The 24961-nt window shown below is 43.0% G+C and carries 21 protein-coding genes and 3 pseudogenes; 18 read left to right on the top strand and 6 right to left on the bottom strand.

Features of this window, described 5'->3' with window-relative positions; all coding sequences use genetic code 11:
- The first annotated feature begins 83 nt into the window (after nt 1-83).
- The 11 genes and pseudogenes from AC0L6V_RS05775 to AC0L6V_RS05725 all read left to right on the top strand — a co-directional run bounded on the left by AC0L6V_RS05775 (nt 84) and on the right by AC0L6V_RS05725 (nt 13595).
- The gene (locus AC0L6V_RS05775) at nt 84-1022 is read left to right on the top strand and encodes a 1-aminocyclopropane-1-carboxylate deaminase/D-cysteine desulfhydrase (RefSeq protein ID WP_265221081.1); all 939 of its coding nucleotides are present in this window, start codon (nt 84-86) and stop codon (nt 1020-1022) included.
- A gap of 130 nt (nt 1023-1152) precedes the next feature.
- Complete coding sequence (locus tag AC0L6V_RS05770; RefSeq protein WP_265221082.1) at nt 1153-2034, top strand: NAD(+) kinase; 882 nt, start codon at nt 1153-1155, stop codon at nt 2032-2034.
- Between the two features lie 64 nt (nt 2035-2098).
- Complete coding sequence (locus AC0L6V_RS05765; protein WP_265221083.1) at nt 2099-2968, top strand: rhomboid family intramembrane serine protease; 870 nt, start codon at nt 2099-2101, stop codon at nt 2966-2968.
- Between the two features lie 58 nt (nt 2969-3026).
- Nucleotides 3027-3308 (top strand): YeaC family protein, encoded by a 282-nt coding sequence (locus AC0L6V_RS05760; RefSeq protein WP_265221085.1) that lies wholly within the window; start codon nt 3027-3029, stop codon nt 3306-3308.
- A complete protein-coding gene (locus AC0L6V_RS05755) occupies nt 3308-4132 on the top strand; it encodes a DUF2797 domain-containing protein (RefSeq protein ID WP_265221086.1) in 825 nt (274 codons plus the stop codon). The genes AC0L6V_RS05760 and AC0L6V_RS05755 overlap by 1 nt, the downstream gene beginning before the upstream one ends.
- A gap of 10 nt (nt 4133-4142) precedes the next feature.
- Entirely contained in the window at nt 4143-6776 is a 2634-nt protein-coding gene (gene pepN / locus AC0L6V_RS05750; protein WP_418138834.1) for an aminopeptidase N, read from the top strand.
- 213 nt (nt 6777-6989) lie between these two features.
- Nucleotides 6990-7673 carry a hypothetical protein gene (locus AC0L6V_RS05745; protein WP_418138833.1) on the top strand — a complete coding sequence of 228 codons (684 nt, stop codon included), beginning with the start codon at nt 6990-6992 and terminating at the stop codon, nt 7671-7673.
- Nucleotides 7674-7696: 23 nt separating this feature from the next.
- Nucleotides 7697-8560 carry a hypothetical protein gene (locus tag AC0L6V_RS05740; protein WP_265221089.1) on the top strand — a complete coding sequence of 288 codons (864 nt, stop codon included), beginning with the start codon at nt 7697-7699 and terminating at the stop codon, nt 8558-8560.
- Between the two features lie 157 nt (nt 8561-8717).
- Nucleotides 8718-12454: pseudogene (gene metH / locus AC0L6V_RS05735) on the top strand (methionine synthase).
- Between the two features lie 82 nt (nt 12455-12536).
- On the top strand, nt 12537-13145 hold the full coding sequence (cobO, locus tag AC0L6V_RS05730; protein WP_409419509.1) for a cob(I)yrinic acid a,c-diamide adenosyltransferase: 609 nt from the start codon (nt 12537-12539) through the stop codon (nt 13143-13145).
- Nucleotides 13146-13241: 96 nt separating this feature from the next.
- Nucleotides 13242-13595, top strand: a complete 354-nt coding sequence (locus tag AC0L6V_RS05725; RefSeq protein WP_265221090.1) for a RidA family protein — start codon at nt 13242-13244, stop codon at nt 13593-13595.
- 51 nt (nt 13596-13646) lie between these two features.
- Here AC0L6V_RS05725 and AC0L6V_RS05720 read toward each other — a convergent pair whose 3' ends face one another.
- Nucleotides 13647-14141: a cyclic nucleotide-binding domain-containing protein gene (locus AC0L6V_RS05720; RefSeq protein WP_111607755.1), complete on the bottom strand. Its 495-nt coding sequence runs from the start codon at nt 14139-14141 to the stop codon at nt 13647-13649.
- A 308-nt stretch (nt 14142-14449) separates the two neighbouring features.
- Between AC0L6V_RS05720 and AC0L6V_RS05715 the strand changes: the two are divergent.
- Nucleotides 14450-16037 (top strand): annotated as a pseudogene (locus tag AC0L6V_RS05715) (ABC-F family ATPase).
- Nucleotides 16038-16129: 92 nt separating this feature from the next.
- Here AC0L6V_RS05715 and AC0L6V_RS05710 read toward each other — a convergent pair.
- From AC0L6V_RS05710 to AC0L6V_RS05695, 4 genes are all read right to left on the bottom strand, one after another.
- On the bottom strand, nt 16130-16966 hold the full coding sequence (locus AC0L6V_RS05710) for an MOSC domain-containing protein (RefSeq protein ID WP_265221091.1): 837 nt from the start codon (nt 16964-16966) through the stop codon (nt 16130-16132).
- A gap of 129 nt (nt 16967-17095) precedes the next feature.
- The gene (locus AC0L6V_RS05705) at nt 17096-18262 is read right to left on the bottom strand and encodes a type III PLP-dependent enzyme (RefSeq protein ID WP_265221092.1); all 1167 of its coding nucleotides are present in this window, start codon (nt 18260-18262) and stop codon (nt 17096-17098) included.
- A 266-nt stretch (nt 18263-18528) separates the two neighbouring features.
- Nucleotides 18529-18948: a DUF6691 family protein gene (locus AC0L6V_RS05700; RefSeq protein WP_265221093.1), complete on the bottom strand. Its 420-nt coding sequence runs from the start codon at nt 18946-18948 to the stop codon at nt 18529-18531.
- Nucleotides 18949-18958: 10 nt separating this feature from the next.
- Nucleotides 18959-19357, bottom strand: coding sequence for a YeeE/YedE family protein (locus tag AC0L6V_RS05695; RefSeq protein ID WP_265221094.1), 399 nt, complete (start codon nt 19355-19357; stop codon nt 18959-18961).
- Nucleotides 19358-19573: 216 nt separating this feature from the next.
- Here AC0L6V_RS05695 and AC0L6V_RS05690 point away from each other — a divergent pair, with 216 nt between their 5' ends.
- Nucleotides 19574-20041 (top strand): DUF6942 family protein, encoded by a 468-nt coding sequence (locus AC0L6V_RS05690; protein WP_111607749.1) that lies wholly within the window; start codon nt 19574-19576, stop codon nt 20039-20041.
- The gene (locus tag AC0L6V_RS05685; protein WP_418138832.1) at nt 20041-20469 is read left to right on the top strand and encodes a tellurite resistance TerB family protein; all 429 of its coding nucleotides are present in this window, start codon (nt 20041-20043) and stop codon (nt 20467-20469) included. Before AC0L6V_RS05690 ends, AC0L6V_RS05685 begins: the two co-directional genes overlap by 1 nt.
- Nucleotides 20470-20553: 84 nt before the next feature.
- Here the strand turns inward: AC0L6V_RS05685 and AC0L6V_RS05680 are convergent.
- Nucleotides 20554-21137: pseudogene (locus tag AC0L6V_RS05680) on the bottom strand (superoxide dismutase).
- 157 nt (nt 21138-21294) lie between these two features.
- On the opposite strand from AC0L6V_RS05680, the gene AC0L6V_RS05675 reads away from it, so the two are divergent.
- The 4 genes from AC0L6V_RS05675 (at nt 21295) to cysN (ending at nt 24958) form a co-directional block, all read left to right on the top strand.
- On the top strand, nt 21295-22017 hold the full coding sequence (locus AC0L6V_RS05675; RefSeq protein WP_418138831.1) for a hypothetical protein: 723 nt from the start codon (nt 21295-21297) through the stop codon (nt 22015-22017).
- On the top strand, nt 22004-22195 hold the full coding sequence (locus tag AC0L6V_RS05670; RefSeq protein ID WP_418138830.1) for a hypothetical protein: 192 nt from the start codon (nt 22004-22006) through the stop codon (nt 22193-22195). Before AC0L6V_RS05675 ends, AC0L6V_RS05670 begins: the two co-directional genes overlap by 14 nt.
- Before the next feature lie 225 nt (nt 22196-22420).
- Complete coding sequence (gene cysD / locus AC0L6V_RS05665; RefSeq protein WP_265221098.1) at nt 22421-23326, top strand: sulfate adenylyltransferase subunit CysD; 906 nt, start codon at nt 22421-22423, stop codon at nt 23324-23326.
- Nucleotides 23327-23344: 18 nt separating this feature from the next.
- Nucleotides 23345-24958, top strand: a complete 1614-nt coding sequence (gene cysN / locus AC0L6V_RS05660) for a sulfate adenylyltransferase subunit CysN (RefSeq protein ID WP_265221099.1) — start codon at nt 23345-23347, stop codon at nt 24956-24958.
- Nucleotides 24959-24961: the final 3 nt, after the last annotated feature.

The raw sequence follows: 24961 nt of genomic DNA, 5'->3' as shown, positions 1-24961 counted from the left end.
GTATGAACATATAGAGCCGATAGGCTCACTGGGGCGTTTATGGATATGTTATTGTGTGCTGTTTTTTTTCGATGGATTCAGTTATGTCGTATCTTTGCCCAATTGATTTGTCTTTGTTGGGGTCGCATCTTGCAGATGGTGATTACAGGTTTGATGTTTATCGTGGCGATCTTGAGCATGCTCAGGCACCGGGTAATAAATGGCATAAACTTCAACACCATTTGAGTGCTGCAGCTCAACAAAACGCAGATGCTATCGCCACGTTTGGTGGCCCTTTTTCAAATCACTTGCATGCGTTTGCGAAAACACTGAAGAATCGGCCGTTTGAGGCTGTTGCTGTCGTGAGAGGAGAGTTACACCCGCAATTAACACCCACTTTACAAGATATGGTCGACGATGGGGTGAATTTGTGGCCCTCTTCTCGTTCAGACTATCGATTAGGAACGTCTTCCGGTGTGGCGGACGCAATCAACCTGTATTATAGAAATGTTTATTGGATACCTGAGGGCGGTGGCGGAATTCTTGGGGCACGAGGGTGTCTCGATTGGGCCGAAAAAATTCGTCGCTTGGCTGGTGATTATGATGCGTGGGTCGTGTCAGCAGGGACGGGGACAACTGCTGCAGGTTTCTTATCTCATGATAAAACACCTGATTTGCATGTATTTAGCGCTCTAAAAGGTGCTCAAGCGCAAAGGCAGCACATTATTGAGCAAGCTCATTTGCTTGCAAATAAACGTGTGTCGCAAAAGTATCTTGCAAAAAAGCTGTTTTTTCACGCAAACTGCCATGAAGGTGGTTATGCCAAACATAGCCAGACATTGGTGCGTTTCATGCATGAGTTTGCAAAGGACAATCCAAGTTGCTTCTTAGACCCCGTTTATACCTGTAAAAGCATGTTTGCAGTAATAAGCGCCATGAAAGCTGGGACTTGGCCATATCGTCGTACATTATTTATTCATACGGGAGGTTTGCAGGGATGGCGAGGCTTTTCATCAGACAGTAATCCTTTTGTGGTTTCTTAACGAGATGGCGAGAATAGGCTGCTTCATGTTAAAGTTATGCTACTTATGTAAAACCCAGATAAATAAAATAGCGTTACACAATACCAATGGGTTGCTTTGCTTACATCGACAGACGGGAAGAGAATGACACATGAGTCTTTTTAGACGTGTTGGTATTATTGCTCGGTTAGACAAACCTCAGATTCTTGATACGGTCAAGAAGCTGATGGAGTACCTTCAAGAAAAAAACATTGCGCCAGTGCTTGAGGATCAATTGGCGACCATGATGCCTGGCGTGAAAGTCGCATCCTCGGCTCTAAAAGAATTAGGCGATCACTGTGACATGGTTATGGTGGTTGGCGGTGACGGCAGTTTTCTTGGCGCTGCTCGAGCCATTTGTAATTATGATATTCCAGTATTAGGGATCAACCGAGGGACGTTGGGTTTTTTAACGGACATCTCACCTCACAACTTACAAGAAGAATTGGATCCTATTTTTCGCGGTGAATACCATGAAGAAAAACGCTTTATGATCGAAGCCAAGATTAAGCGCCAGAATCGTCCTAGCGGTGAAGGCATTGCCTTGAACGATTTGGTTCTTCATCCAGGTAAATCCGCTCGAATGATTCGCTTTGATCTTTTTATTGATGATCAATTTGTGATGAACCAAAAGTCCGATGGTTTAATTGTAGCAACTCCGACAGGGTCAACCGCTTATGCTTTATCGGCTGGTGGTCCTATTATGCTGCCAAAGTTGGATGCCTTAGTCTTGGTGCCAATGCATCCTCATACCTTGAGTAATCGTCCTATCGTGATTGATGCTAATGCGCGAATCCGCATTGTTGTATGTGAATCCAACTTAACGTATCCAAGTGTGAGTTGTGATGGCCAGCTAAATATTACAGCGGCACCAGGCGATGAAATCCATATCACTAAAAAAACAGGGGGTATACGTTTAATACACCCTAAAAACCACGATTTTTATAACGTATGCCGTGATAAGTTGGGTTGGCAATCCAGCTATCGACCGTAAAGTACATTTGGTTATAGTGTTGTATCTTATTATTTTACAAAGAGAATCATTTTTAGGAGTTCCCATGTATTTTGTTTATCAGTTCGAAGAAACAGAAGACCCTTCAGGCTTAACCAAAGCGTTGTGGCAACACAAAGTAGCGCATCAAATTGTTTCTACACAACAGCATGATGAGTTGTGGATATTGGATCAAAGTCAATTGCCAACGGTTGAGCAATTGATAAACATTTGGAAAGACGACCCTTCCTTGTTACAGCAGGCAAAACCCGCTGTCATTGCTAGAGAATTGTCTAAGAGTGGATTCTTTTCTCAGCTTAAAATGGCCCCGATCACCAGCTTGCTATTATTATTGACCTTGTTGGTGGCGGTTGCTACTCAACTTGGTGGAGACCTTAAAACAGTTTCTTACTTGTCCATTAGCCCATTTGATATAAAAAATGGGCATATTTATTTTTATACCTCGGCTGAGGTTTTTGCTAGAGGTGAGTATTGGCGATTTTTTACACCGGCATTACTGCATTTTAGTGTGCTTCATATTGTATTCAATACGCTATGGGTATGGGACATCGGCAGAAAACTTGAGCGTCTACTAGGACCGGTAGTGTGGAGTTTGGGTGTTATTGTTATCGCGGTGCTGAGCAATCTTGTGCAATATCAAATCAGCAAATACCCCTTATTTGGCGGTTTATCTGGTGTCGTTTATGGTCTCATCGGCTTTGCTTGGCTACTACCACTGCTTAGTAAGAGGTGGCCTACGATTATTAGTAAACAACTCATGATTTTTTTTACCGTTTGGCTAGCGATAGGCTATACCCCTTTTCCAGAGATGATAGGTCTCGGTAGTATTGCGAATACGGCACATACTATAGGCTTACTATCAGGATTGGGTCTTAGTGTAATCTATTGGTTAGCGACCAAATACCGCCGTAATTGATTAGTATATTTCACTTTATATTTACTATTAGCCTGCCTAGGCGCAGGGAGATCCGAAAATGAATTTTAAAGAAATGATCGACAATATGTCGCCTGAAGTTTATGTCAGATTAAAGCAAGCGGTAGAGCTTGGAAAATGGCCAAATGGTGTGAGACTGACTCCAGAACAAACAGAGTTATGTTTGCAAGCTGTTATTACTTATGACTACAGTAATAAAGAAGAAAAAGATCGTGTTGGTTACATTGATACCACAGGTCATAAAAATATAGGCAAAAAAGCCCCTGCTAAAGAGCAAGATACCATCAAATGGGTTGGCGATGGCCCTGAGGGGCAAGCTTAATGTTACAGGGTAACCTTAAGAAGATGTCAACTGAGGTTCGTGATGGTCAAGTTTATTATCATTTAGACTTGGGTGATGACCGCGTATTCGTCAATGATTTGTTGGGTAAAAAAGTGAGCTTGCACATTGATGGAACCATTCATTGTGTTAATTGTGGCAAAGTCACTAAAAAATCCTTTAGCCAAGGCTTTTGCTTTAATTGTTTTCGCAAATTAGCTGCGTGTGATACCTGTATCATGAGTCCAGAAAAATGCCATTTTCATTTAGGTACTTGCCGTGAACCGGAATGGGCAGAGCAATATTGCATGCAGAGTCATTATGTTTATCTGGCTAACTCGTCCGCGTTGAAAGTGGGGATTACCCGTGGCGATCAATTGCCAACGCGTTGGATCGATCAAGGAGCAACGCAAGCGAGGGCTTTGTTTCGAGTTCAAAATCGCAGAATGTCAGGTTTGGTTGAAACCTTATTTAAAACCCAAGTAGCGGATAAAACTAATTGGCGAAATATGCTCAAAGGATCATCGGTCGAGATGGATCTTGAGCAAGAGCAAGAACGCCTTATTGATCGAGTGTATGAAGGCTTAGACTCTTTGCAACATGAATTCGGATTGCAGTCTATCACCGATTTGTCAGACGAAAACGAAACCCATGAATTTGCTTACCCCGTTTTAGAATATCCCACCAAAATCACCAGCCTTAATGCAGAAAAAAAACCTATCATTGAAGGCACCTTGATGGGCATTAAAGGCCAATATTGGATGCTTGATACCGGTGTGATCAATATTCGTAAATATACTGGTTATCAAGCGACATTGAATTTTTAGGAGAGAGCACATGAAAGAGAGTCAGCCATCTGCGATTTATTTAAAAGACTATAAAGTTCCTCCTTTTCTCATTGATAAAACAGAATTAACGTTTGATTTGGATGAGACGACTACGATTGTGACGTCTCGTCTGCATATGCGTCGTAATCCAGCGTTTGGCAAATCCACTGCGCCTTTAATTTTAGACGGTGGAGAAGAGGTCAAGTTGATTGGTGTCGCGATGGACGATTACGAATTGCCTCCGGAAGAATACCGCATCAGCGAAGATAAGCTGATCATTACGGCAACTGCGGATGAGTTTGTGTTGACCTGCGAAACCTTGATTGAACCGCAAAATAACACGCGTCTTGAAGGTTTATACCGTTCGTCTTCCATGTTCTGCACTCAATGTGAAGCGGAAGGTTTCCGTCACATTACGTATTATCTAGATCGTCCAGATGTAATGTCTGTTTTTACAACAACGATCATTGCTGATGAAGCCCGTTATCCAGTGATGTTGTCCAACGGAAATGAAGTGGAGCGTGGCAAAACTGATGAAGGTAAAACGGTTGTGGTATGGCACGATCCATTTCCTAAGCCGGCTTACCTTTTTGCCTTGGTGGCAGGGAATTTAGCGGTAAAAAATGATGTCTTTATAACGCAAAGTCAGCGTGAAATTAAATTGCAAATATTCACAGAGTCTCACAACATCGACAAGGTCGATTACGCGATGGAAGCTCTAAAGCGTTCTATGCGTTGGGATGAAGAAACCTACGGACGTGAATACGATTTAGACATTTTTATGATCGTTGCTGTCGATGACTTCAATATGGGCGCCATGGAAAACAAAGGATTGAATATTTTCAATTCCTCTTGTTTGTTGGCGGTCCCAGAAACCACAACGGACGACACTTATCTGCGGGTTGAAGCCATTGTTGCTCATGAATATTTCCATAATTGGTCTGGCAACCGTGTGACCTGCCGTGATTGGTTCCAATTAAGTTTAAAGGAAGGTTTTACTGTATTCCGCGATCAAACCTTCTCTGCTGATATGCATTCTGAAACCGTAAAACGTGTAGAAGACGTGTCTTTTCTGAAAACAGCGCAGTTTGCTGAAGATGCGGGTCCGATGGCGCATCCTGTTCGTCCTGCGTCTTTTATTGAAATCTCCAATTTTTATACGCTAACGGTTTATGAAAAAGGAGCTGAAATTGTACGAATGATTCATACGCTGTTAGGTGCGGAGAAGTTTCGTGCTGGTTCGGATTTGTATTTTGATCGTCATGATGGCCAAGCGGTGACGTGCGATGACTTTGTTGCCGCTATGCAAGACGCTTCGGGAGTCGATTTATCTCAGTTCAAGCGTTGGTATTCGCAAGCTGGAACACCTGTGGTTACCGTGACCGATAGCTATGAAGAGTCAACGGGTACGTATCGCTTGGTCATGACGCAGCACACGCCAGCAACGCCTGGGCAACCAACGAAATTGCCATTGCATATTCCTGTTCGTGTTGGTTTATTGAGTCAGCAGGGTGATGTTTTGTCTGCGCAAGTCAATGGTGTCGCAGCAGAAGATCATGTGCTGCATTTGAAAGCGAATGAGCAAGAGTTTGTGTTTACGGGGTTGACGTCTCGCCCAGTGCCGTCTTTGCTGCGCAGTTTCTCTGCACCAGTAAAATTACGTTATGAGTATTCCGCAAAAGATTTGCTGCTACTATTGTCAGCGGATTCTGATGGTTTTAATCGTTGGAGTGCGTCGCAACAATTGGCCGTGAATGAGTTAACATTGTTGATTAATCAGGCGATTAAGGGAGATGAACTGAGTATTGAATCTCAGCTAATCCAAGGATTTAAAGCCTTGTTGAGTGATGCTGCACTTGATCCCGCTATGGTGGCTTTGATTCTTGCGTTACCAAGCCAAGCCTATTTGTCTGAACTGGCTGATCCCATTTACCCAGCCGCCATTAAGCAGGCACGACAACACTTAAAGGCGCAACTGGCCAATGCATTGTCAGCGGACTTTGAGCGAGCGTATCGCGAACATAAAATTCATGGTGAATATCAAGCAACCGCAGAAGACATTGCTCATCGTTCTCTAAAAAATATAGCGTTATCGTATTGGGTAGAAACTGGAAGTGAGCTTGCTCAGCAAGAGCTGGTGACACAATTTCAGACAGCAAACAACATGACAGATCAATTTTCAGCTTTGTCTATTGCCGTTCATTCTCAACATCCTAAGGCGGCTGAGCTACTGGCTGATTTTTATGAGCAATGGCAGTCTGAACCATTGGTTGTCAATAAGTGGTTAATGCTCAGCGCGAGCCAAGAGCAAGAGAATGCTTTATCGACAGTCAAAGGCTTGTTGGAGCATCCTGCTTTTGACTTGAAAAATCCGAACAAAGTTCGCTCTGTTCTTGGTGGTTTTGGTCAAAGCGTTTCAGGTTTTCATAAGGCGGATGGCAGTGGCTATCAGTTCCTTGCAGATCAAATTATTGTATTAAATAAGCGTAATCCACAGATTGCTTCTAGACTTTGTACACCGTTGACTCGATGGAAAAAACTGCAACCAGAGTTAAGTGTAAAAATGAAAGCAGAACTTGAGCGTATTTTGGCCGAAGATTTATCAAAAGACGTTTTTGAGGTTGTCTCTAAAAGTTTGGCATAACAGGTTCAACATAATAGCTTCAATATCTGTTGCTACTGGTTGCGTGCTTTTAAGTGTGTGTAAAAAAACACTCAAAACCTTCATGGCTTTCCCCATGGAGGTTTTTTTAGGCCATAATTCAAAGTTCTTTACCTGTTCTTTGCATTCTGTACGCAAATCTGGCATAAGAGTGTTAACCTATTGTCGACCTTGATTTTATTTAAGGAGCGAAAAATGAAAGCACGTACGACGATTTTAATTCCGATCACGTTGGGGCTGATGATGTCTGCTTGTAGTACGACATCACGTCAACAAACTGATGGAATAACTGAACCTGTTAATAATCAGATAGAATCACCTTTACAGAGTTCGGAAGTCAGTCCTAAGGAAAGCGAATTAGAAAAAGCATTAGAGTCCAAAGTTTCTCTTATCGATACGTTACAGCAGCAATTAGCAGCCAATAAAAAGCAATTGTTTGCGCTTAATCAATCTCTTGATGAAAAAGACGCAAAGATAGCGGCTTTGCAAAAATCCGCTAATAATGCCGAAAATTTGATGGCATTAGAAGAACAGAAAAAGTTACGTCAGGCTCTAGAGTCCCGCTACGCTGCGTTGAAGCTTGATAATGATTTACTCGTGCGTCGTATTAGCCAATTGGAAAATGAAAATACATCTTTAAAGAGCCAAGTATCAAGCCTAGAAAACATGCCAACGTCTCAAGATGACTTTAAGCAAAGTTACCTTGCATTGTTGAGCGATAATACTGAGTTACAAAAAAAATACGCTAATTTAGAAGCGGATAATCAGATTAATCAGCAAAGACTCAGTGCGTTAAAAAAAGAAAATCTCATGTTGGGAGGGGCCTATCTGATGCCCGTGCTCAGCACCAAGTTTTATGGGATAAAATTCGTGCGTTAAGTGGTGATGGGGCGGCTGAACCTTTGCCTTCTGAAGGCGCAGACGCAACATTAATGTCGAATGGTACTGTTGATTATGAGCGTGAAAATGCTCAGTTGCGTGTAGAGCTTGCCGATTTAAGAAATCAAATGGCGGCACAAAAATCCCTGATTGATGAATACAAACGTGACGTATTGAAATTAGAGGCGGCGCTTGATGAAGGGGCTGATTACGCTGCGCGTTGGAAGGATCTTGATAATAAATTGGCACAAGCCCTACAAAATAATGCCTTACTCACTGATCAATTAAATACAGCGAGTGCTGCATTAGCTGCTAGTCAAGCGGAGCTTGCAGCTTTGTCTGCTCGCCTAGCCAGCACACAACAGGCATTAGAGTCCAAAGAAAACAGTGGTATTTCGATTGCTGCGGCAATAGATGCTCTGCAATTGCAACTTAGCTCAACATTGCAGAATGTTCAATGGCAGCTGCCAAGCGAAGTCTCTTTGCATAATAACTTTGAAATTTTAGTGTCGGCTGAGGTTCAGCCTTCGCTTTCTGGACAGAGTTATCAGGCAGAATTAGTAACAGACAGTGATATTCAGATGGTAAGTGATAGCATTGCGACGGCTGTCGTTCAAAATGGTCGTTTGCAGTGGCGTTGGCGCGTGGCGGGGTTAAACGAAAAACCGGATGCACAACTGAATTTGTTTGTCAGTCAGCAAATCAGCTTCCAAGATCAAACGATTCAGAAGCAGGTCTATCGTGGTAATGAAACTTTGTCTTTGATTAACACTAATTGGTTTGAAAAATATGGCTATTGGGCAGGGGCAATTTTACTTGCTTTACTAGGTGGGTTTTTCATTGGTCGCCTGAATAAAAGCAAAAACAATCAAGAATTGAATTCTTAAATTTTCTGCTATAGTAAAATTGCAAAGTCGATACAATATGTCGACTTTGCAACTCTTTCCCTCTCGTATCATTCAACTCCGCATTACTTTTTTTCAACGCCAAAAGCATGACTTTTCGGTATAGTATCCTCGCATATTCTTTTTTGAGGTGGTGAGCGTGGTAAAGTCCGATTCGTATTCTATTATTGAGAAACGATTAGCTGAAAACGTATTGATCTTAGATGGCGCTATGGGCACCATGATTCAATCGTATAAATTAGAAGAACAAGATTATCGCGGTGAACGTTTTGCTGATTGGAACAGTGACTTAAAAGGCAACAATGACCTACTTTCTCTGACTCAGCCAAAGATCATTAAAGACATTTATACCAGCTACCTTGCCGCTGGCGCCGATATCATTGAAACCAACACCTTTAACGCCAATTATATTTCCATGCTTGACTATCACATGGAAGATCTTAGCTACGAGCTTAATTTTGAATCTGCTCGTTTAGCGCGTGAAGCCGCAGATGAATTTACTCAACAAAATCCAGACAAGCCACGTTTTGTTGCCGGTGCAGTTGGTCCGACTAGCCGTACTTGTACTATTTCGCCGGATGTAAACGATCCAGGGTTTCGTAATGTGCATTTTGATGAGCTTGTTGCGGCCTATACCACAGCGGTTGATGGTTTAATCAAGGGTGGCGTTGATATTATTCTTATCGAGACAATTTTCGATACATTGAATGCCAAAGCCGCTATTTACGCGGTATTAGATTATTTCGAAAAAACTGGCGTTCGTTACCCGATCATGATTTCAGGCACTATTACGGATGCCTCAGGTCGTACTTTATCTGGCCAAACCACTGAAGCTTTTTGGAATTCTATCTCTCATGCTAAGCCGATTTCTGTAGGTTTGAACTGTGCTTTGGGGCCAAAAGAGCTGCGTCAATATGTTGAAGAACTTTCACGTATTGCGGATACGCATGTCTCTGCTCACCCTAACGCAGGCTTACCAAATGCATTTGGTGAATACGATGAGTCACCAGAGGAAATGTTGGAAGAAATTCAGGGCTGGGTGGACTCAGGCTTTTTGAACATCATTGGTGGTTGTTGCGGTACGTCACCAGAACACATTGCTACCTTCGCCAAAGCTTTTGCTGATGCGACGCCTCGTGTTATTCCTGTTATTGAAAAAGCGTGTCGGTTGTCCGGTTTAGAGCCGTTTAATATTGACGGTAATAGTTTGTTTGTGAACGTCGGTGAGCGTACCAACGTGACGAGAACCGGCGATGTTTAAACGTCTTATTAAAGAAGGGGATTTTGATACCGCGCTGGATGTGGCACGTCAACAAGTGGAAAACGGTGCCCAAATCATCGACATCAACATGGACGAAGGCATGTTGGATTCGCAGGCTGCCATGGAGCGTTTTCTTAAGCTTATCGCATCAGAACCAGATATTTCTCGCGTACCTATCATGCTTGATTCTTCGAAATGGGAGATTTTAGAAGCTGGACTGAAATGGATTCAAGGTAAAGGCGTCGTTAACTCTATCAGTATGAAAGAGGGCGAAGATAAGTTCCGTGAGCAAGCTCGTAAACTCATGAAATACGGTGCAGCCGTTATTGTCATGGCGTTTGACGAAGTAGGGCAAGCGGATACCCGTGCTCGCAAGATCGAGATTTGTCGCCGTTCGTATCATATTTTGGTTGATGAAGTCGGCTTTCCGCCAGAAGACATTATTTTTGATCCAAATATTTTTGCGATTGCCACTGGGATAGAAGAGCATAACCGTTACGCTTTAGACTTCATTGAGGCAACAGGCGACATTACTCGTGAATTGCCTTATGCCAAGGTATCGGGTGGTGTGTCGAACGTTTCCTTCTCGTTCCGTGGCAATAACCCTGTTCGCGAAGCGATTCACGCTGTGTTCTTGTATCATGCCATCAAACAGGGCATGACAATGGGGATTGTTAATGCGGGGCAGCTTGCGCTGTATGAAGATATTCCACCTAAGCTGCGTAATGCGGTAGAGGACGCAGTACTGAACCGCACTCCCGATGCAACGGACAATCTACTTGCGATGGCGGGTGAATTTGCCGGCAATGGCGAAGTGGCTGAAAAAGAAACCCAAGAGTGGCGAGGGTTATCAGTGTCAGATCGTCTTAGTCATGCACTGGTCAAAGGTATTACGGAATTTATTGATGAAGACACTGAAGAGGCGCGCCAGGCTTTTGCTCGTCCATTAGAAGTCATTGAAGGGCCATTAATGGATGGCATGAGCATCGTTGGTGATTTGTTTGGTTCTGGGAAAATGTTTTTACCACAAGTGGTAAAATCGGCTCGTGTTATGAAGAAGGCCGTTGCCTACTTGATGCCCTTTATCGAGGAAGAAAAACGCCTAAACATGGACACTGCATCGTCTAGTAATGGCAAAATTGTCATGGCAACAGTGAAAGGCGATGTACATGATATCGGTAAAAATATCGTCGGTGTTGTGCTGCAGTGTAATAACTTTGAAGTCATTGATCTTGGCGTCATGGTGCCTGCCGAAAAAATCTTGCGTACGGCGAAAGAAGAGGGCGCAGACATGATTGGCTTGTCAGGCTTGATCACGCCGTCACTCGATGAAATGGTGCACGTAGCGAAAGAAATGGAGCGCCAAGGGTTTAACTTACCGGTGATGATTGGCGGTGCGACCACATCAAAAGCGCATACCGCGGTAAAAATCGAACAAAATTACAAGCGTAATCAAGTGGTTCATGTCACTAACGCTTCTCGAAGTGTGGGGGTTGCTAGCGCCTTATTAAGCAAAGATACAGAGCGCCGTCAAAAATTTGTGGATGAGATCAAAGCGGATTACGAGAAAACGCGTATTCGTTATAAGGATCGAGCCAAAGCTGGTCGACGAGTTTCCTTGGATAAAGCGCGTCAGAACAAACCACCTATTCAATTCGATGGTCATGTTGTTCAACCTAAGAAATTGGGTGTAACTGTACTGACCGAAAAGGACATCGATCTTAATGTGGTTAAAGATTACATTGATTGGACGCCATTTTTCCAAACATGGGAATTGGCAGGCGCTTACCCGCGTATTTTAACCGATGATGTGGTGGGTGTTGAGGCAACGCGAGTCTACCAAGACGCGCTAAACATGCTCGATGAAGTGATCGCAACACAGTGCTTGCAAGCACGTGCCGTGGTGGGGTTGTTCCCTGCCAACCAAGTGAATCATGATGACATCGAAATTTATGCGGATGAATCTCGTGGCGACGTGATTGAGCGCTTGTCTTTCCTTCGTATTCAGAACGAACTCACCGCACCGGGTAAATATAATCACAGTTTAGCGGACTTCGTTGCACCAAAGGACAGTGGTGTCGCGGACTATATTGGCGCGTTTGCTTGTGCAGCAGGCTTTGGTATTGATCCTTTGGTGGCAAAATATGAAGCGGATCATGATGATTATAACTCTATTATGATAAAAGCCGTTGCTGACCGATTGGCGGAAGCAACGGCAGAATATTTACACGAAAAAGTGCGTAAAGAGTTTTGGGGGTATGCCGAAGCGGAAGAGGCTCACCAATGAACAATTGATCAAAGAAAAATACCAAGGTATTCGTCCAGCGCCTGGCTATCCAGCCTGTCCTGACCATACTGAAAAAGCCAAACTTTGGACTTTGTTGGGGGTGAAGGAGAAGATTGATATGGAGATCACAGAAAGCTTTGCTATGCTGCCAACAGCGGCGGTAAGTGGCTGGTATTTTGCTCATCCAGATGCAACTTACTTTGGTGTTGGCAAGATTGGTCCAGATCAGGTGGATGATTACGCTGAGCGAAAAGGAATGAGTAAAGATGACGCTGAACGATGGTTAGCTCCCAATCTTGGTTACGACCCTGAAGACGATCGTATTTAAACGTTTTTAGTCCATTTTTGAAAACCTAATTTGTGTCATCCATAAGCGCAAATTAGGTTTTTCTACTTTAAAGGGTGTTTACATGTCAAAAACAGTCAAAGATCCCGAATTACACAAAAAACGTATGCAAGCCATTAAGTCTCATGTGGATAAACGCATTGCGAAAGCACAAGAAGACAAAGGCACATTTGTGTTATTAACTGGAAATGGCAAAGGCAAATCCAGTTCCGCATTGGGAATGGTCGCCCGTGCTTTAGGTCATGGTATGAAGGTCGGGGTGGTGCAATTCCTCAAAGGGGAATGGAACACAGGCGAGATTGATTTCTTTAAAAAGCAAAAAAATGTGCAATGGGAGATCATGCCTGCGGGATTTACTTGGGAGACTCAAAATCGTGAATCTGATATTGCTTCGTCAGAGCAAGCATGGGAAAAAGCGGCCGCCATGCTAGCAGACCCTAGCATCGATTTGGTGGTTCTTGATGAGTTAACCTATTTATTGCATTACGAGTATTTACTTGAGGATAGGGTATTAAAAGCCCTGATGGACCGTCCCGAAGCACAACATTTAGTTGTTACTGGGCGTGGAGCTTCGGATGCTTTAATTGAGCTTGCTGATACGGTTAGTGAGATCAAAGAGGTAAAACATGCCTTCAAAAGAGGAATAAAAGCGCAAAAAGGGCTGGAGTTTTAATGCCTTGTCGTTTTATATTAGTCTGCTAATGATTTGTAAAATATTCTAATAACAACAAGATTATAATCTTTAATTCTCAATCAAATAGAGGTTTTTATGGCAACCATTGAGCGCATGGAAGTTGGTCAACGTATGAGTCGTATCGTTAAGCATAATGAGACGGTGTATTTATGTGGCCAAGTTGGTGCGGATGCGAATACGGACATTACCGAGCAAACACGAACAATGCTGAATAAGGTAGATGTTTTGCTTGAGCAAGCTGGTACGGATAAATCTTACATATTGTCTGCAACTATTTATCTTCGAGATATGAAAGATTTTACGGCTATGAACGCAGTTTGGGATTCGTGGATTCCCGAGGGGCATGCTCCTGCCAGAGCGTGTGTTGAAGCCAGACTAGCACGACCTGAGTTGTTGGTCGAAATATCCGTTGTTGCTGCGTTGCAATAATCCTTCAGAGCAAACTAACGATTGATGTCTTTGTGCTATCGTTAGTTTGTTTTAATTTCTTTTAACGACGACATCATTCTCTACTAAGGCATTACTCAAAACACGAATGGTTCTTGCCATATCCCTAGAGAGATTCATCAGCAAGATACCAAAATCGAATGGATATTGATCGTGCAAATCACTAAATAGCTGACTGGAAATTTCCAAAAGCAAGCAGTCTTCTAAAGCGTAAAGGCTGCCAACACGTTCATGCAATGCAATCATGGAAACAAAGCCAATCGCTTCACCAAAACTAATGGTTCGCGTACGTGTTTTCTTTTCACCATGCTGTTTGTAAAAATCCAGCTTTCCATGCAGCACTGCGTGGAAGCTATTGCCTTTACTGCCATAGGCAAAAATTTCATCGCCCTCACTAACGTTATGCAACACACCATTTTCTAATAAGAATTGAATGGCATTATCAGATAGTGCTCCAAAAATTGATCCCTCTTTCAGATGTTTAGGTGATATGTCATACCTTACTTGTTTTTTTAAGACGGTTTTCACTGTTTCCTCCGCCACTATTGGGTCTTTTTATGTCATCGGCTACAAAATACTTTTCTAAAGAGCCTAAGCAATAATTATAGTTTTAGGCTTATTCAGCCAATAACGATAGGAGTATTTTGTATTCTCTAGTAACTCTTATGAGGCTCAATGTAACAGTAAGTTCCAGCTTTTTTGTGGAATATGTGTTTTCTCTCTTAAAGACTGTTGTCAAACTGTGCGATAATGCCTTATGTCATTTTCACTCTAGCCGTTTTATTGACTTAAGACTGGAGTGCTCTAATTTACCTCATGATAAACGGAAGAATACTTTGTTAACGACGGCCAACATCACCATGCAATTTGGTGCAAAACCTCTTTTTGAAAATGTCTCTGTGAAATTTGGAGAAGGCAAGCGCTACGGCCTTATCGGTGCGAATGGGTGTGGTAAATCCACCTTCATGAAAATCCTTGGCGGCGACTTGGAGCCAAGCTCTGGAAACGTTTCTAAAGATCCTAATGAACGCCTTGGTAAGTTGAAGCAAGATCAATTTGCTTACGAAGAATATTCGGTTATTGACACCGTCATCATGGGGCACACTGAACTTTGGGCGATTAAGTCTGAAAAAGACGCTATTTACGCCAATCCAGAAATGACCGAAGCAGATGGACTTCGTGCCGGTGATTTGGAAGCGGAATTCGCTGAGATGGATGGTTACACTGCCGATGCTCGTGCTGGAGAGTTGCTTTTAGGTGTCGGTATTCCAACTGAGCAGCATTATGGTTTGATGAGTGAAGTCGCCCCAGGTTTAAAGTTACGCGTTTTGCTTGCTCAGGCTTTGTTTTCTGATCCAGATATTTTGTTGTTGGACGAGCCAACCAACAACCTAGATATCAATACCATACGCTGGTTGGAAGGGGTTTTGGTTGAGCGTAATTGCACCATGATTATTATTTCCCACGATCGTCACTTTTTAAATTCTGTCTGTACGAATATGGCGGATTTAGATTACGGCGAGTTGCGCCTATTTTCTGGTAACTATGATGAGTACATGACAGCGGCAACTCAGGCTCGTGAGCGTTTGTTGTCTGATAATGCGAAGAAAAAAGCTCAAATTAGTGAGTTAAAATCTTTCGTAAGTCGATTCTCTGCTAACGCATCAAAGTCAAAGCAAGCCACGTCTCGTGCGAAGCAAATTGACAAAATTCAGTTGGAAGAGGTGAAGCCTTCTAGTCGCCAAAGCCCATTTATTCGCTTCGAGCAAGAGAAAAAATTACATCGTATGGCGGTACAAATCGAAAATGTTGCCAAATCATATGATGAAGAATTGTTTAGTGGTTTAAACATGATGGTTGAGGTGGGTGAGCGTATAGCGGTTATCGGACCAAATGGTATCGGTAAAACCACTTTACTAAAATGCTTGGTGGGCGATACTGAGCTAACGAAAGGTCACATAAAGTGGTCTGAAAATGCCAATATTGGTTATTACGCCCAAGATCATCATCACGAATTCGAGAAAGATGTGGATTTGATCGAATGGATGTCGCAGTGGAGCTCAAGAAGGCGACGATGAACAGGTTATTCGCGGTACCTTAGGGCGTCTTTTGTTCTCACAAAACGATATTAAAAAGTCTGTAAAGGTCCTGTCTGGTGGTGAACAAGGTCGTATGTTGTTCGGTAAACTGATGCTGCAAAAACCGAACGTTTTAGTGATGGATGAGCCAACCAATCATATGGACATGGAATCTATTGAGTCTTTAAACTTAGCCCTTGAAAACTACCCAGGTACTTTGATTTTCGTCAGTCACGACCGTGAGTTTGTTTCGACATTGGCAACGCGGATTGTGGAAGTAACCAGTGCGGGTATTGTCGATTTCCATGGCACGTACGATGAGTACTTGGAAAAACAGGAAGCGTGAAGTAAAGCGTTTCGATCATTTAGATAGAAAAAAGGAAGGCTCTTTTGCCTTCCTTTTTTTAGCCAAGTGGGTGATGCCAAGTGATATGCGATTTACTTGCGTCTGTCTTGGTATTTTTCCGCTTCTTGATACTCTAGTATCTCAACCTCATCACCAATATGGATGATGCCTGTATTAAGTGCGATTAGATTCGTGCCGAATGTAATGCCTTTTCCGTCAAGAAGGCGAAATTTGCCCAGCGTTTTTAATGGTTCACCTTTCGGAATTCTCTCTGCCGTTTGAGGATTCAATGTGGTAAAAATACAGCGTACGCAGGGTTTGATGTTTTCAAATTCAACATCGCCAATGCGAATGCGCTTCCAGCTGTCTTCTTCAAATGCTGAGTTACCATGAATAACAATATTAGGGCGAAATTGAGCCATCTGAATTTGCTGTGTGCAGGTTCGATTTAATTCCGACAGCGAGGCCTCTGTCGTTAATAGAAATGGATACCCATCAGCAAAACCCATTGGTACGTCAGGTCTGCGTTTGGTAAAGCGTTGCGAATGTTCGCCAAAATGCATTAGGTGAACGGATTCGCCTGCTATTTTACTAAACCAAGTGTCCGCTTCGTCTGAGGTGCGTTGCGCGTTTACGGTGTCTTCCCAAACAACTATCTCGCTATACTCTTGAGTGTATTTGGTTAAATCCAAGATAAGAGGCGTTTGTGTGCTGGGGTGTGAGAGCTGCCAAGAATGATCTGCTAATGCTTTCGCTGTAATTAGTGTTAATTGTGGGTGTGTTCGGCCTGTAATAAGTTCACCATTTGGTGTCACTAAAGTATAGCGCCGATCTCCACAAAGACCGGCATCATCTACCTGGCTAGACTGCAAAGCAATACCTTGAATAGATTTTACTGGATAAATGGCGAGTTCGCTTAGTGAATACAAGGAAACATTCCTTTTAGAGTATGAGGTTAGTATTGCCTAGATTATTGCTTAAGACGACGAACATGCCAATAAAAAAGCCCCAGATGTTTTCACTCTGAGGCTCTATGAACTTAATTTTAGTCGACGTTCTTACAAGTAGTAAGAAGCCAATGGCGGGAAGCCATTAAATTCTACAGCACTGTAAGTAGTGGTGTAGGCACCCGTAGAAAGCCAATACATACGATCACCGATAGCCAAATTAAGTGGTAGGCCATATTTGTAGTTTTCATACATAATGTCAGCACTATCACACGTTGGGCCAGCAATAATAACTTCCTCTAGCTCACCACCTTTTTCAACATGAATTGGGTACTTAATAGACTCATCAAGTGTCTCTATTAGGCCTGAGAATTTACCCACATCCGTGAAGACCCAACGGTTTAGTGCCGTGTGGGATTTACGAGAAATCAATACAACTTCACTCACTAAAATGCCCGCATTTGATATTAAAGAGCGACCAGGCTCTAAAATAATGCGAGGTAGATCTGTACCAAAATCTTCTTCTAAGAAGCGTGTGATTTCCTCTGCATAAGTGGCGAGATCATTGGTGCGAGCAATGTAATTTGCTGGGAAACCGCCCCCCATATTGATCATCTCAAGCACTATGCCGTCTTCTTCTTTAAGACGCTCAAATATCACTTTGACGCTGGCAATCGCTGCATCCCATGCGCCGATATCACGTTGCTGAGAACCAACATGGAAAGAAATACCGTATGGAATCAATCCTAGCTCTTTTGCAAGAACAAGAAGGTCCATTGCCATGTCTGGACGGCAGCCAAATTTACGAGAAAGCGGCCAGTCAGCTGTCACTGTGCCTTCTGTTAAAATACGAACATATACACGAGATCCTGGAGCAGCCTTTGCTATATTGCGCAAATCTGCTTCTGAATCAGTGGCAAACATGCGCACACCTTTTTCATAAAAATAGCGAACGTCTTTCGCCTTTTTAATGGTGTTGCCATAGCTCACTCTATCAGGGGAAACGCCGCCAATGGCCATTAGTTTGTCAAGCTCATAGCGTGATGCCACATCAAAATTGGAGCCGCGGTCGCGAAGCAACGTTAGAATTTCTGGTGCTGGGTTGGCTTTAATAGCGTAAAAAATATCCGCAACTGGGAAACCTGTTGTTAATTCCGTGTAGGCTTCGTCGATAATTTCTGTATCGATAACAACGAAAGGGGTGTCTTTAGTTTCTGCAAACGCTTTAAAACGGGCAAAACGCTCTGGAGTGTAAAATGAGTTGACATCAATAGTCATGGGCTGGAAGCTCCTTAATTATGCAAAACATAAACCGATTAAAAAAAGTAAACGTCTTTACTCTATCACGTCCTACTTATGGCTGTTACTTATCCGGCTCTATGGCCTTAAGCGACTAGCGCAGCAGTTGAAGCGGTGCGGATTATGTTCAGCAATGACGCGGGCGAAATTTAAGACGCAAGGCGCCTTTGGTCAAGTATTTTTTCATATTTTAGGGCAAAAAAAGCGACCTAGGGCGTCTCCTTTTTATTTCAGCAATGTTTTCTTTACATTTTCACTGCACGGGGTTGGATGTGATGCACAGCACTGCCAACGATTAATGCAATAACAAAATAAATGCCTTCGCTTGGGTTGTTGACTAAGGCGGTTAATCCTGGCCCTGGACAATAGCCACTAATGCCCCAGCCAATTCCAAAGAGCGCCGAGCCAATGATTAATTTTGAATCAATCTGTCTTAAAGTCGGTACTTGCCATTTACTGGCAATAAAGGGCACTAAGCGTTTACCTTTGAGAAGGTAACCAATCATGCCGACTGCAATAGCGCTTGCCATGACAATAATTAGAGAAGGATTCCAATTTCCAAAGACATCTAAGAAACCCAAAACAACAGCAGGGTTTGTCATCTCAGAAAACGCTAACCCGAGGCCAAACAATAAACCGCAGATAAAGGTGATAATGGCGTACATGATTATTCTCCTAATTAAGAATGCTGACGGTAATGATGGCAGTAGTCATAAAAACTAAGGTGGCAACGACAGAACGAGGCGAAAGTCTGGAGATGCCACACACGCCATGTCCACTCGTGCATCCACTTCCTAGTCGTGTTCCATAGCCGACCAAGAGTCCAGAAATGATTAAAATAAGTGGGCTTCTCGTTTCGGGAAACGCCACGGTTTGCTCAGTGAATACACCATATGCACTGCCGCCTATGATAAGCCCTACAATAAATAGAAACGGTAAAAATCGCTCCTTACTAAAAAGTAATTGAGATAATATCCCGCTAATGCCAATGACTTTACCAAGGCTTAGGAGGTAAATGACTGTTGTGATGCCTATCAATAAGCCGCCCACTAATGGGTTAAAAATCATGTCCATCGTTAAATCCTCAAATTAATATTAGACTATTCTAATTTATATTTATGAGCAATGTCTAATGTATTGTGTAGCATATTGTTAAATGTTTATTGCGTTAAAAGTGCATGCTACCCCAGCATTGCTCTATGTGGTGCTTTAAATTGCACTGTCTTTACCCATTGCTTAGCGGATATTCGCCAGTGTGCATTGTATTCTTAATAAAATTTGGAGTTTGTCATGAATCGTTTATGGTTAGGGGCTTGTTTAGAGAAAGCGGATTACGTCTTCCTCCTGCCCAACGTTCCGATTTTGCCTAGTGCGCCATTGGATCCTTCTTTTTTAGAGCGACCGAACGCAGCTATTTTAATTGAACTAAACGGTAATCATTGGCGTAAAATATTGACCATCATGGCGAAGCTTACAGCACCTGACTACCACTCATGGAAAACGTTTCGGGATGATCAGCTGTTTGACAAGGTTGGAATGGTTTTTTCTTGTGATCAGCTTGATCACTATAAGGGGACTGTTTTTATTGTTGGGAATACGTTTCGAAGCGCATGGCCAGTGGACGACCGTGCCCAATCCATGGGTTATTCACACCATGCTTATGTGCATTTTCCCTATGTTTGGTGTCCTTATCTAGATTATCGACAGTTTCCGAATGTTCTAATCGAAGCTCTGCGTGAGCATATTTTGGAGAGATAATGTTTAAAGTATTAAAAAATCTTTTTAGCCTTCCTGTTGAACAGGGAGAACAAATATCCTATCAAAAGGCTGTGGCTGCATTATTGATGGAAGTCATGCTCGCGGATCATCATGTTAGTGAGAAAGAAGAGAGTCAAGTGAAACGGCTTTTGCGCGATGTCAGTGAGCTGGGCGATGATGTGGATATACTTTTTGAAGAAGCCCGCGCGGGCGTTGAGGAAGCGAATGATCTGTATCAGTTTACTAAGGTCATCAATGAAACGGCAACACTAGAGCAAAAAATGTCATTGCTGAGAGGGTTGTGGTATGTGGCATTGGCTGATGGCAATATTGATGCTCATGAAGACCACCGCATCAGGAGAATAAGTGAGGCTCTTGTTTATGCCTCATTCAGAATTTATTCAGGCAAAGCTCTTTGTGCAAAATGAGATCCAAACTTCTTAATAAAAAAACGCGGCACAGGCCGCGTTTTTTTGACTGGTCTAACACTATTTTCAAATCAGAAAATAGGTTTAAGCTGCGAAGTTCGCTGCCGCGAATTCCCAGTTAGCAAGTGCCCAAAAACCTTTTAGGTAGTCAGGACGAACATTGCGGTAATCAATGTAGTAAGCATGTTCCCACAAATCGACAGTAATGATCGCTGTTTGACCACTTGTCATTGGTGTTGCAGCATTACTTGTATTAACGATGTCTAGAGAACCGTCAGCATTTTTAACCAACCAAGTCCAGCTAGAACCAAAGTTGTTTACTGCTTTGTCATCAAAAGCCGCTTGGAACTTTTCGAAAGAGCCCCACTTTGCATTGATAGCATCAGCAAGAGCGCCAGTCGGTTCACCACCACCATTTGGGCTTAAGCTGTTCCAAAAGAAAGTATGGTTCCAGATTTGAGCGGCATTGTTGAAAACAGGCCCGCAGGAGCAGATACAATGATCTCTTCAAGCGTTTTGTTTTCGTATTCAGACCCAGGAAGCAAACCATTCAATTTAACAACATAAGTGTTGTGGTGTTTACCGTGGTGATACTCAAGTGTCTCAACCGACATGTGAGGCTCTAGTGCGTCTTTAGCATAAGGAAGAGCGGGTAATTCAAAAGCCATTTCAATTCTCCTTGCTTTTTATTAACGAAAAATGCTTGTTATCAAGCAGTTAATGGTGATTATATAGTAGCACCGAACAACTTAAGATAATATTATTTAGGTTTGTTCTAGAGAAATTTTCCATAATTCCTGTTAATAGCGACTATATAAGATATCCATGCGAAGAGACGATGATGTTGAGATCCCAAGCCTGACTCTGGATCAAGATGAAGTCAGCGAAAGAAGGCCAGGTACTGGCGTACCTAAAGGTTCTTCAGCCCCAACCCCAGCAAGACCGGCTCATGCCCCGATTGTGGTGCACAAAAAGCAAAGTCTTGCTGGCATATATTTTTTATTAATACTTTTGCTTTTGGTCTCTGGCGGAGCCGGTTATTGGTTGTGGCAGCAAAATACACAGCTTAAAAATGAGCTTTATGGTGCTAAAAGCGAAATACAAAATCTTGATCATCAGCTTCTTGCTGCCGATGTTTCTGCCAATAAACAAGGTGAGACGTTGGAAGAGACATTGAAGAATCATGACAGTGAGATTCGTAAATTATGGGGCGTTGCCTACGACACCAACCGCCTGGCGATTGCTGCTAATACAGCGGCCATTGATGATTTACAGAAAAAGCTATCAACCATGCGTGATGATATGTCAACTCAATCCAAGCTTATCGCGGTTCAGGCTGATGCATTTAATGAAGTGGAGGCAGGGTACAATAAACTGGTTCCCTCAGTTGCAACGATTGATGATGCTGTTAAAGCATTGGCAACAAAGCAAGAGAGTCAGACTAAGCTTATCACAGCTCAAGTAGGGCAGAATCAAGCTCAGCAGCTTAGTCTTGATCAGATTCTGCAAGATTTGAGGCTCACTGCAGAAAAAAGTGGATACCCTTGATAAGCAAACGGCTGATACAAGCGTTTCAGATATGGTCAGTATCCAACAAACGCTAACGAAGCACCAAGATGCAATCAATTCAAGTGATGCATTTAGAACACAAGTGAATGCTGAAATCATTCGTCTGCGTAAGCAAATTAACCAACTTATGCTAGAGCAACAACTCAGTAGTCAGTAATGATACCGTGTGTTTAAAAAAGGCCGATTTATCGGCCTTTTTTTATGTTCGAAGTGCTGTATTTGTTGTTATTTTGAGGATTAATAGTTGTTCCCTTAGAGGTTCTCCTTATAAAGCTTTTTTAATATGCATATGCCACTAAAGTCTATATGAGATGCTTTTTATAACCTAAAGGCATGTTATAGTTCAAAAAATGCTGAAGCCTGACAACAGAGATGGGAAATTATGACAGAGGCAAGACTGACTCACTTAAAACAGCTAGAAGCGGAAAGTATTCATATTATCCGTGAAGTAGCGGCAGAATTTGATAATCCAGTGATGCTGTATTCAATTGGTAAAGACTCGGCCGTGATGCTGCATCTTGCCATGAAAGCGTTTTATCCTGGTAAACCACCGTTTCCATTGATGCATGTGGATACCGGATGGAAGTTTAAAGAAATGATCACCTTCCGTGATGAAATGGTTTCTAAGCTTGGTTTAGAGCTTATTGTGCATCAGAACCAAGAGGGTATAGAGCAAGGTATCGGGCCATTTACGCATGGTAGCTCTAAACATACGGATGTCATGAAGACTCAAGCATTAAAGCAAGCGTTAAACAAATATGGGTTTGATGCGGCTTTTGGTGGCGCTCGTCGGGACGAAGAAAAATCACGCGCTAAAGAGCGTGTGTACTCTTTTCGTGATAAACAGCATCGTTGGGACCCGAAAAACCAACGTCCTGAGTTATGGAATATCTACAACGGTAAAGTAAACAAAGGCGAGAGCATTCGAGTTTTCCCATTATCCAACTGGACGGAACTTGATATTTGGCAATATATCTACTTGGAAAGCATTCCAATTGTGCCACTTTATTTCTCTGCGAAGCGTCCGGTAGTAGAGCGTGACGGTACTTTAATCATGGTAGATGATGAACGTATGCCGTTAAACGGTGAGGTGCCCGAAATGAAGTCGGTTCGCTTCCGTACATTGGGCTGCTACCCATTAACCGGTGCTGTTGAGTCTGAAGCGGCTTCTTTGCCTGAGATTATTCAGGAAATGTTGCTGACAAAAAGTTCAGAGCGTCAAGGGCGAATGATTGACCATGATTCATCTGGATCAATGGAAGAGAAGAAGAAACAAGGCTATTTCTAAGTTTGGAGTAAAGAAAGAATGTCTCACCAGTCAGAATTGATCAGCCAAGACATACTTGGTTATTTGAAACAACACGAAGAAAAAGACTTACTGCGTCTTCTTACCTGTGGCAATGTTGATGATGGAAAAAGTACCTTAATTGGCCGCTTACTTCATGACTCTAAGTTGATCTATGAAGATCACTTAGATGCCGTGAAGCGTGACAGTAAAAAGTCTGGTACACAGGGCGAAGAGGTGGATCTGGCTTTGTTGGTCGATGGTCTACAAGCAGAGCGTGAGCAGGGCATCACAATCGATGTGGCGTATCGTTATTTTTCTACGGAAAAGCGCAAGTTCATTATTGCGGATACTCCAGGGCATGAGCAGTACACTCGAAATATGGCGACCGGTGCATCTACCTGTGATCTTGCTATTATTTTGATTGATGCGCGTTATGGTGTTCAAACACAAACCCGTCGCCATAGTTATATTGCGTCCTTGTTGGGCATCAAGCATGTTGTTGTCGCCATTAATAAGATGGATTTGGTGAATTTTTCAGAGGAAACGTTTAATCAGATCAAACAGGATTATCTGACGTTTGTGGATCAGCTTGGCGATCGCAAGCCGGAAGACATTCATTTTGTACCAATGTCTGCACTGCGTGGCGATAACGTCGTCAACGCGTCTGAGAGTACACCTTGGTATCAAGGCGGTCCACTCATGTCGATTTTGGAAACAGTACAGATTAATCGTGATGTGAAACGTGATTCGTTCCGTTTTCCTGTGCAGTATGTGAATCGCCCTAATTTAGATTTCCGTGGTTTCTCTGGAACCATTGCCGCAGGCGCTGTGAAACCTGGCGACAAAGTGGTCGCTTTGCCATCTGGAAAAGTGTCTACGGTTGAAAGAATCGTCACATTTGATGGGGATTTAGAGGCAGCGAAAGCCGGGCAAGCTGTTACGATCACGCTGGAAGATGAAATCGATATTAGTCGTGGTGATATGCTGTCACACCTTGGACAAGAGCCGCTTATTGCAACCACACTGCGCGCTTCTATTGTTTGGATGGCGGATCAGCCGTTAGTGCCGGGTAAGTTGTATGACTTCAAATTAGGTACACAAACGGTTCCTGGTAAAGTGCATCACTTTAATCATCGAGTGGATGTCAATACTCTGGAAGTTAGCCATATAGATTCATTAGAGCTTAATGGTATCGCTGATGCTGTATTGCAGTTCGATGCGCCAGTTGCGTTTGATGAATATACGGATAGTCGCTTTACCGGTGCATTGGTTATTATTGATCGACTCACGAATGTGACGGTTGGCGCTGGGATGGTGGAAGAAGCTGTCGCTGAAATTGATCAAGATAGTATTGTTAGTGCAGAAGATCGTGCCGCCAGACTTGGGCAGAAGCCCGCCGTTATTGCACTATCGGCTGACATATTGGAGCAAAGCAGTACCCTTGAGCGGTTGTTGCTGCGCCAAGGAGTGGTTGCCTTGGTTAAAGCGGATGCGTCGGAACAAGAGGCGGTGTTAATTCGCCAGACAGGGATCGCTTTCTTGGTTGGTAATCCGACAATAGCCGATTCCCATCTTACGGAATCAACTCTGGATGCCGTGGTTGATTTGATCATTGAGAGTGTGCGGTTATAAAGC

This window comes from Marinomonas sp. G8-14, from assembly GCF_055808935.1.
The sequence above is the reverse complement of the archived record's forward strand: the minus strand, read 5'-3'. Positions and strand labels throughout refer to the sequence as shown.

Coding starts and splice junctions, on each gene's coding strand:
- AC0L6V_RS05775 (WP_265221081.1), top strand. CDS start 84: ATGTCGTATCTTTGCCCAATTGATTTGTCTTTGTTGGGGTCGCATCTT.
- AC0L6V_RS05770 (WP_265221082.1), top strand. CDS start 1,153: ATGAGTCTTTTTAGACGTGTTGGTATTATTGCTCGGTTAGACAAACCT.
- AC0L6V_RS05765 (WP_265221083.1), top strand. CDS start 2,099: ATGTATTTTGTTTATCAGTTCGAAGAAACAGAAGACCCTTCAGGCTTA.
- AC0L6V_RS05760 (WP_265221085.1), top strand. CDS start 3,027: ATGAATTTTAAAGAAATGATCGACAATATGTCGCCTGAAGTTTATGTC.
- AC0L6V_RS05755 (WP_265221086.1), top strand. CDS start 3,308: ATGTTACAGGGTAACCTTAAGAAGATGTCAACTGAGGTTCGTGATGGT.
- pepN (WP_418138834.1), top strand. CDS start 4,143: ATGAAAGAGAGTCAGCCATCTGCGATTTATTTAAAAGACTATAAAGTT.
- AC0L6V_RS05745 (WP_418138833.1), top strand. CDS start 6,990: ATGAAAGCACGTACGACGATTTTAATTCCGATCACGTTGGGGCTGATG.
- cobO (WP_409419509.1), top strand. CDS start 12,537: ATGTCAAAAACAGTCAAAGATCCCGAATTACACAAAAAACGTATGCAA.
- AC0L6V_RS05725 (WP_265221090.1), top strand. CDS start 13,242: ATGGCAACCATTGAGCGCATGGAAGTTGGTCAACGTATGAGTCGTATC.
- AC0L6V_RS05705 (WP_265221092.1), bottom strand. CDS start 18,262: ATGACTATTGATGTCAACTCATTTTACACTCCAGAGCGTTTTGCCCGT.
- AC0L6V_RS05700 (WP_265221093.1), bottom strand. CDS start 18,948: ATGTACGCCATTATCACCTTTATCTGCGGTTTATTGTTTGGCCTCGGG.
- AC0L6V_RS05695 (WP_265221094.1), bottom strand. CDS start 19,357: ATGGACATGATTTTTAACCCATTAGTGGGCGGCTTATTGATAGGCATC.
- AC0L6V_RS05690 (WP_111607749.1), top strand. CDS start 19,574: ATGAATCGTTTATGGTTAGGGGCTTGTTTAGAGAAAGCGGATTACGTC.
- AC0L6V_RS05685 (WP_418138832.1), top strand. CDS start 20,041: ATGTTTAAAGTATTAAAAAATCTTTTTAGCCTTCCTGTTGAACAGGGA.
- AC0L6V_RS05675 (WP_418138831.1), top strand. CDS start 21,295: ATGCGAAGAGACGATGATGTTGAGATCCCAAGCCTGACTCTGGATCAA.
- cysD (WP_265221098.1), top strand. CDS start 22,421: ATGACAGAGGCAAGACTGACTCACTTAAAACAGCTAGAAGCGGAAAGT.
- cysN (WP_265221099.1), top strand. CDS start 23,345: ATGTCTCACCAGTCAGAATTGATCAGCCAAGACATACTTGGTTATTTG.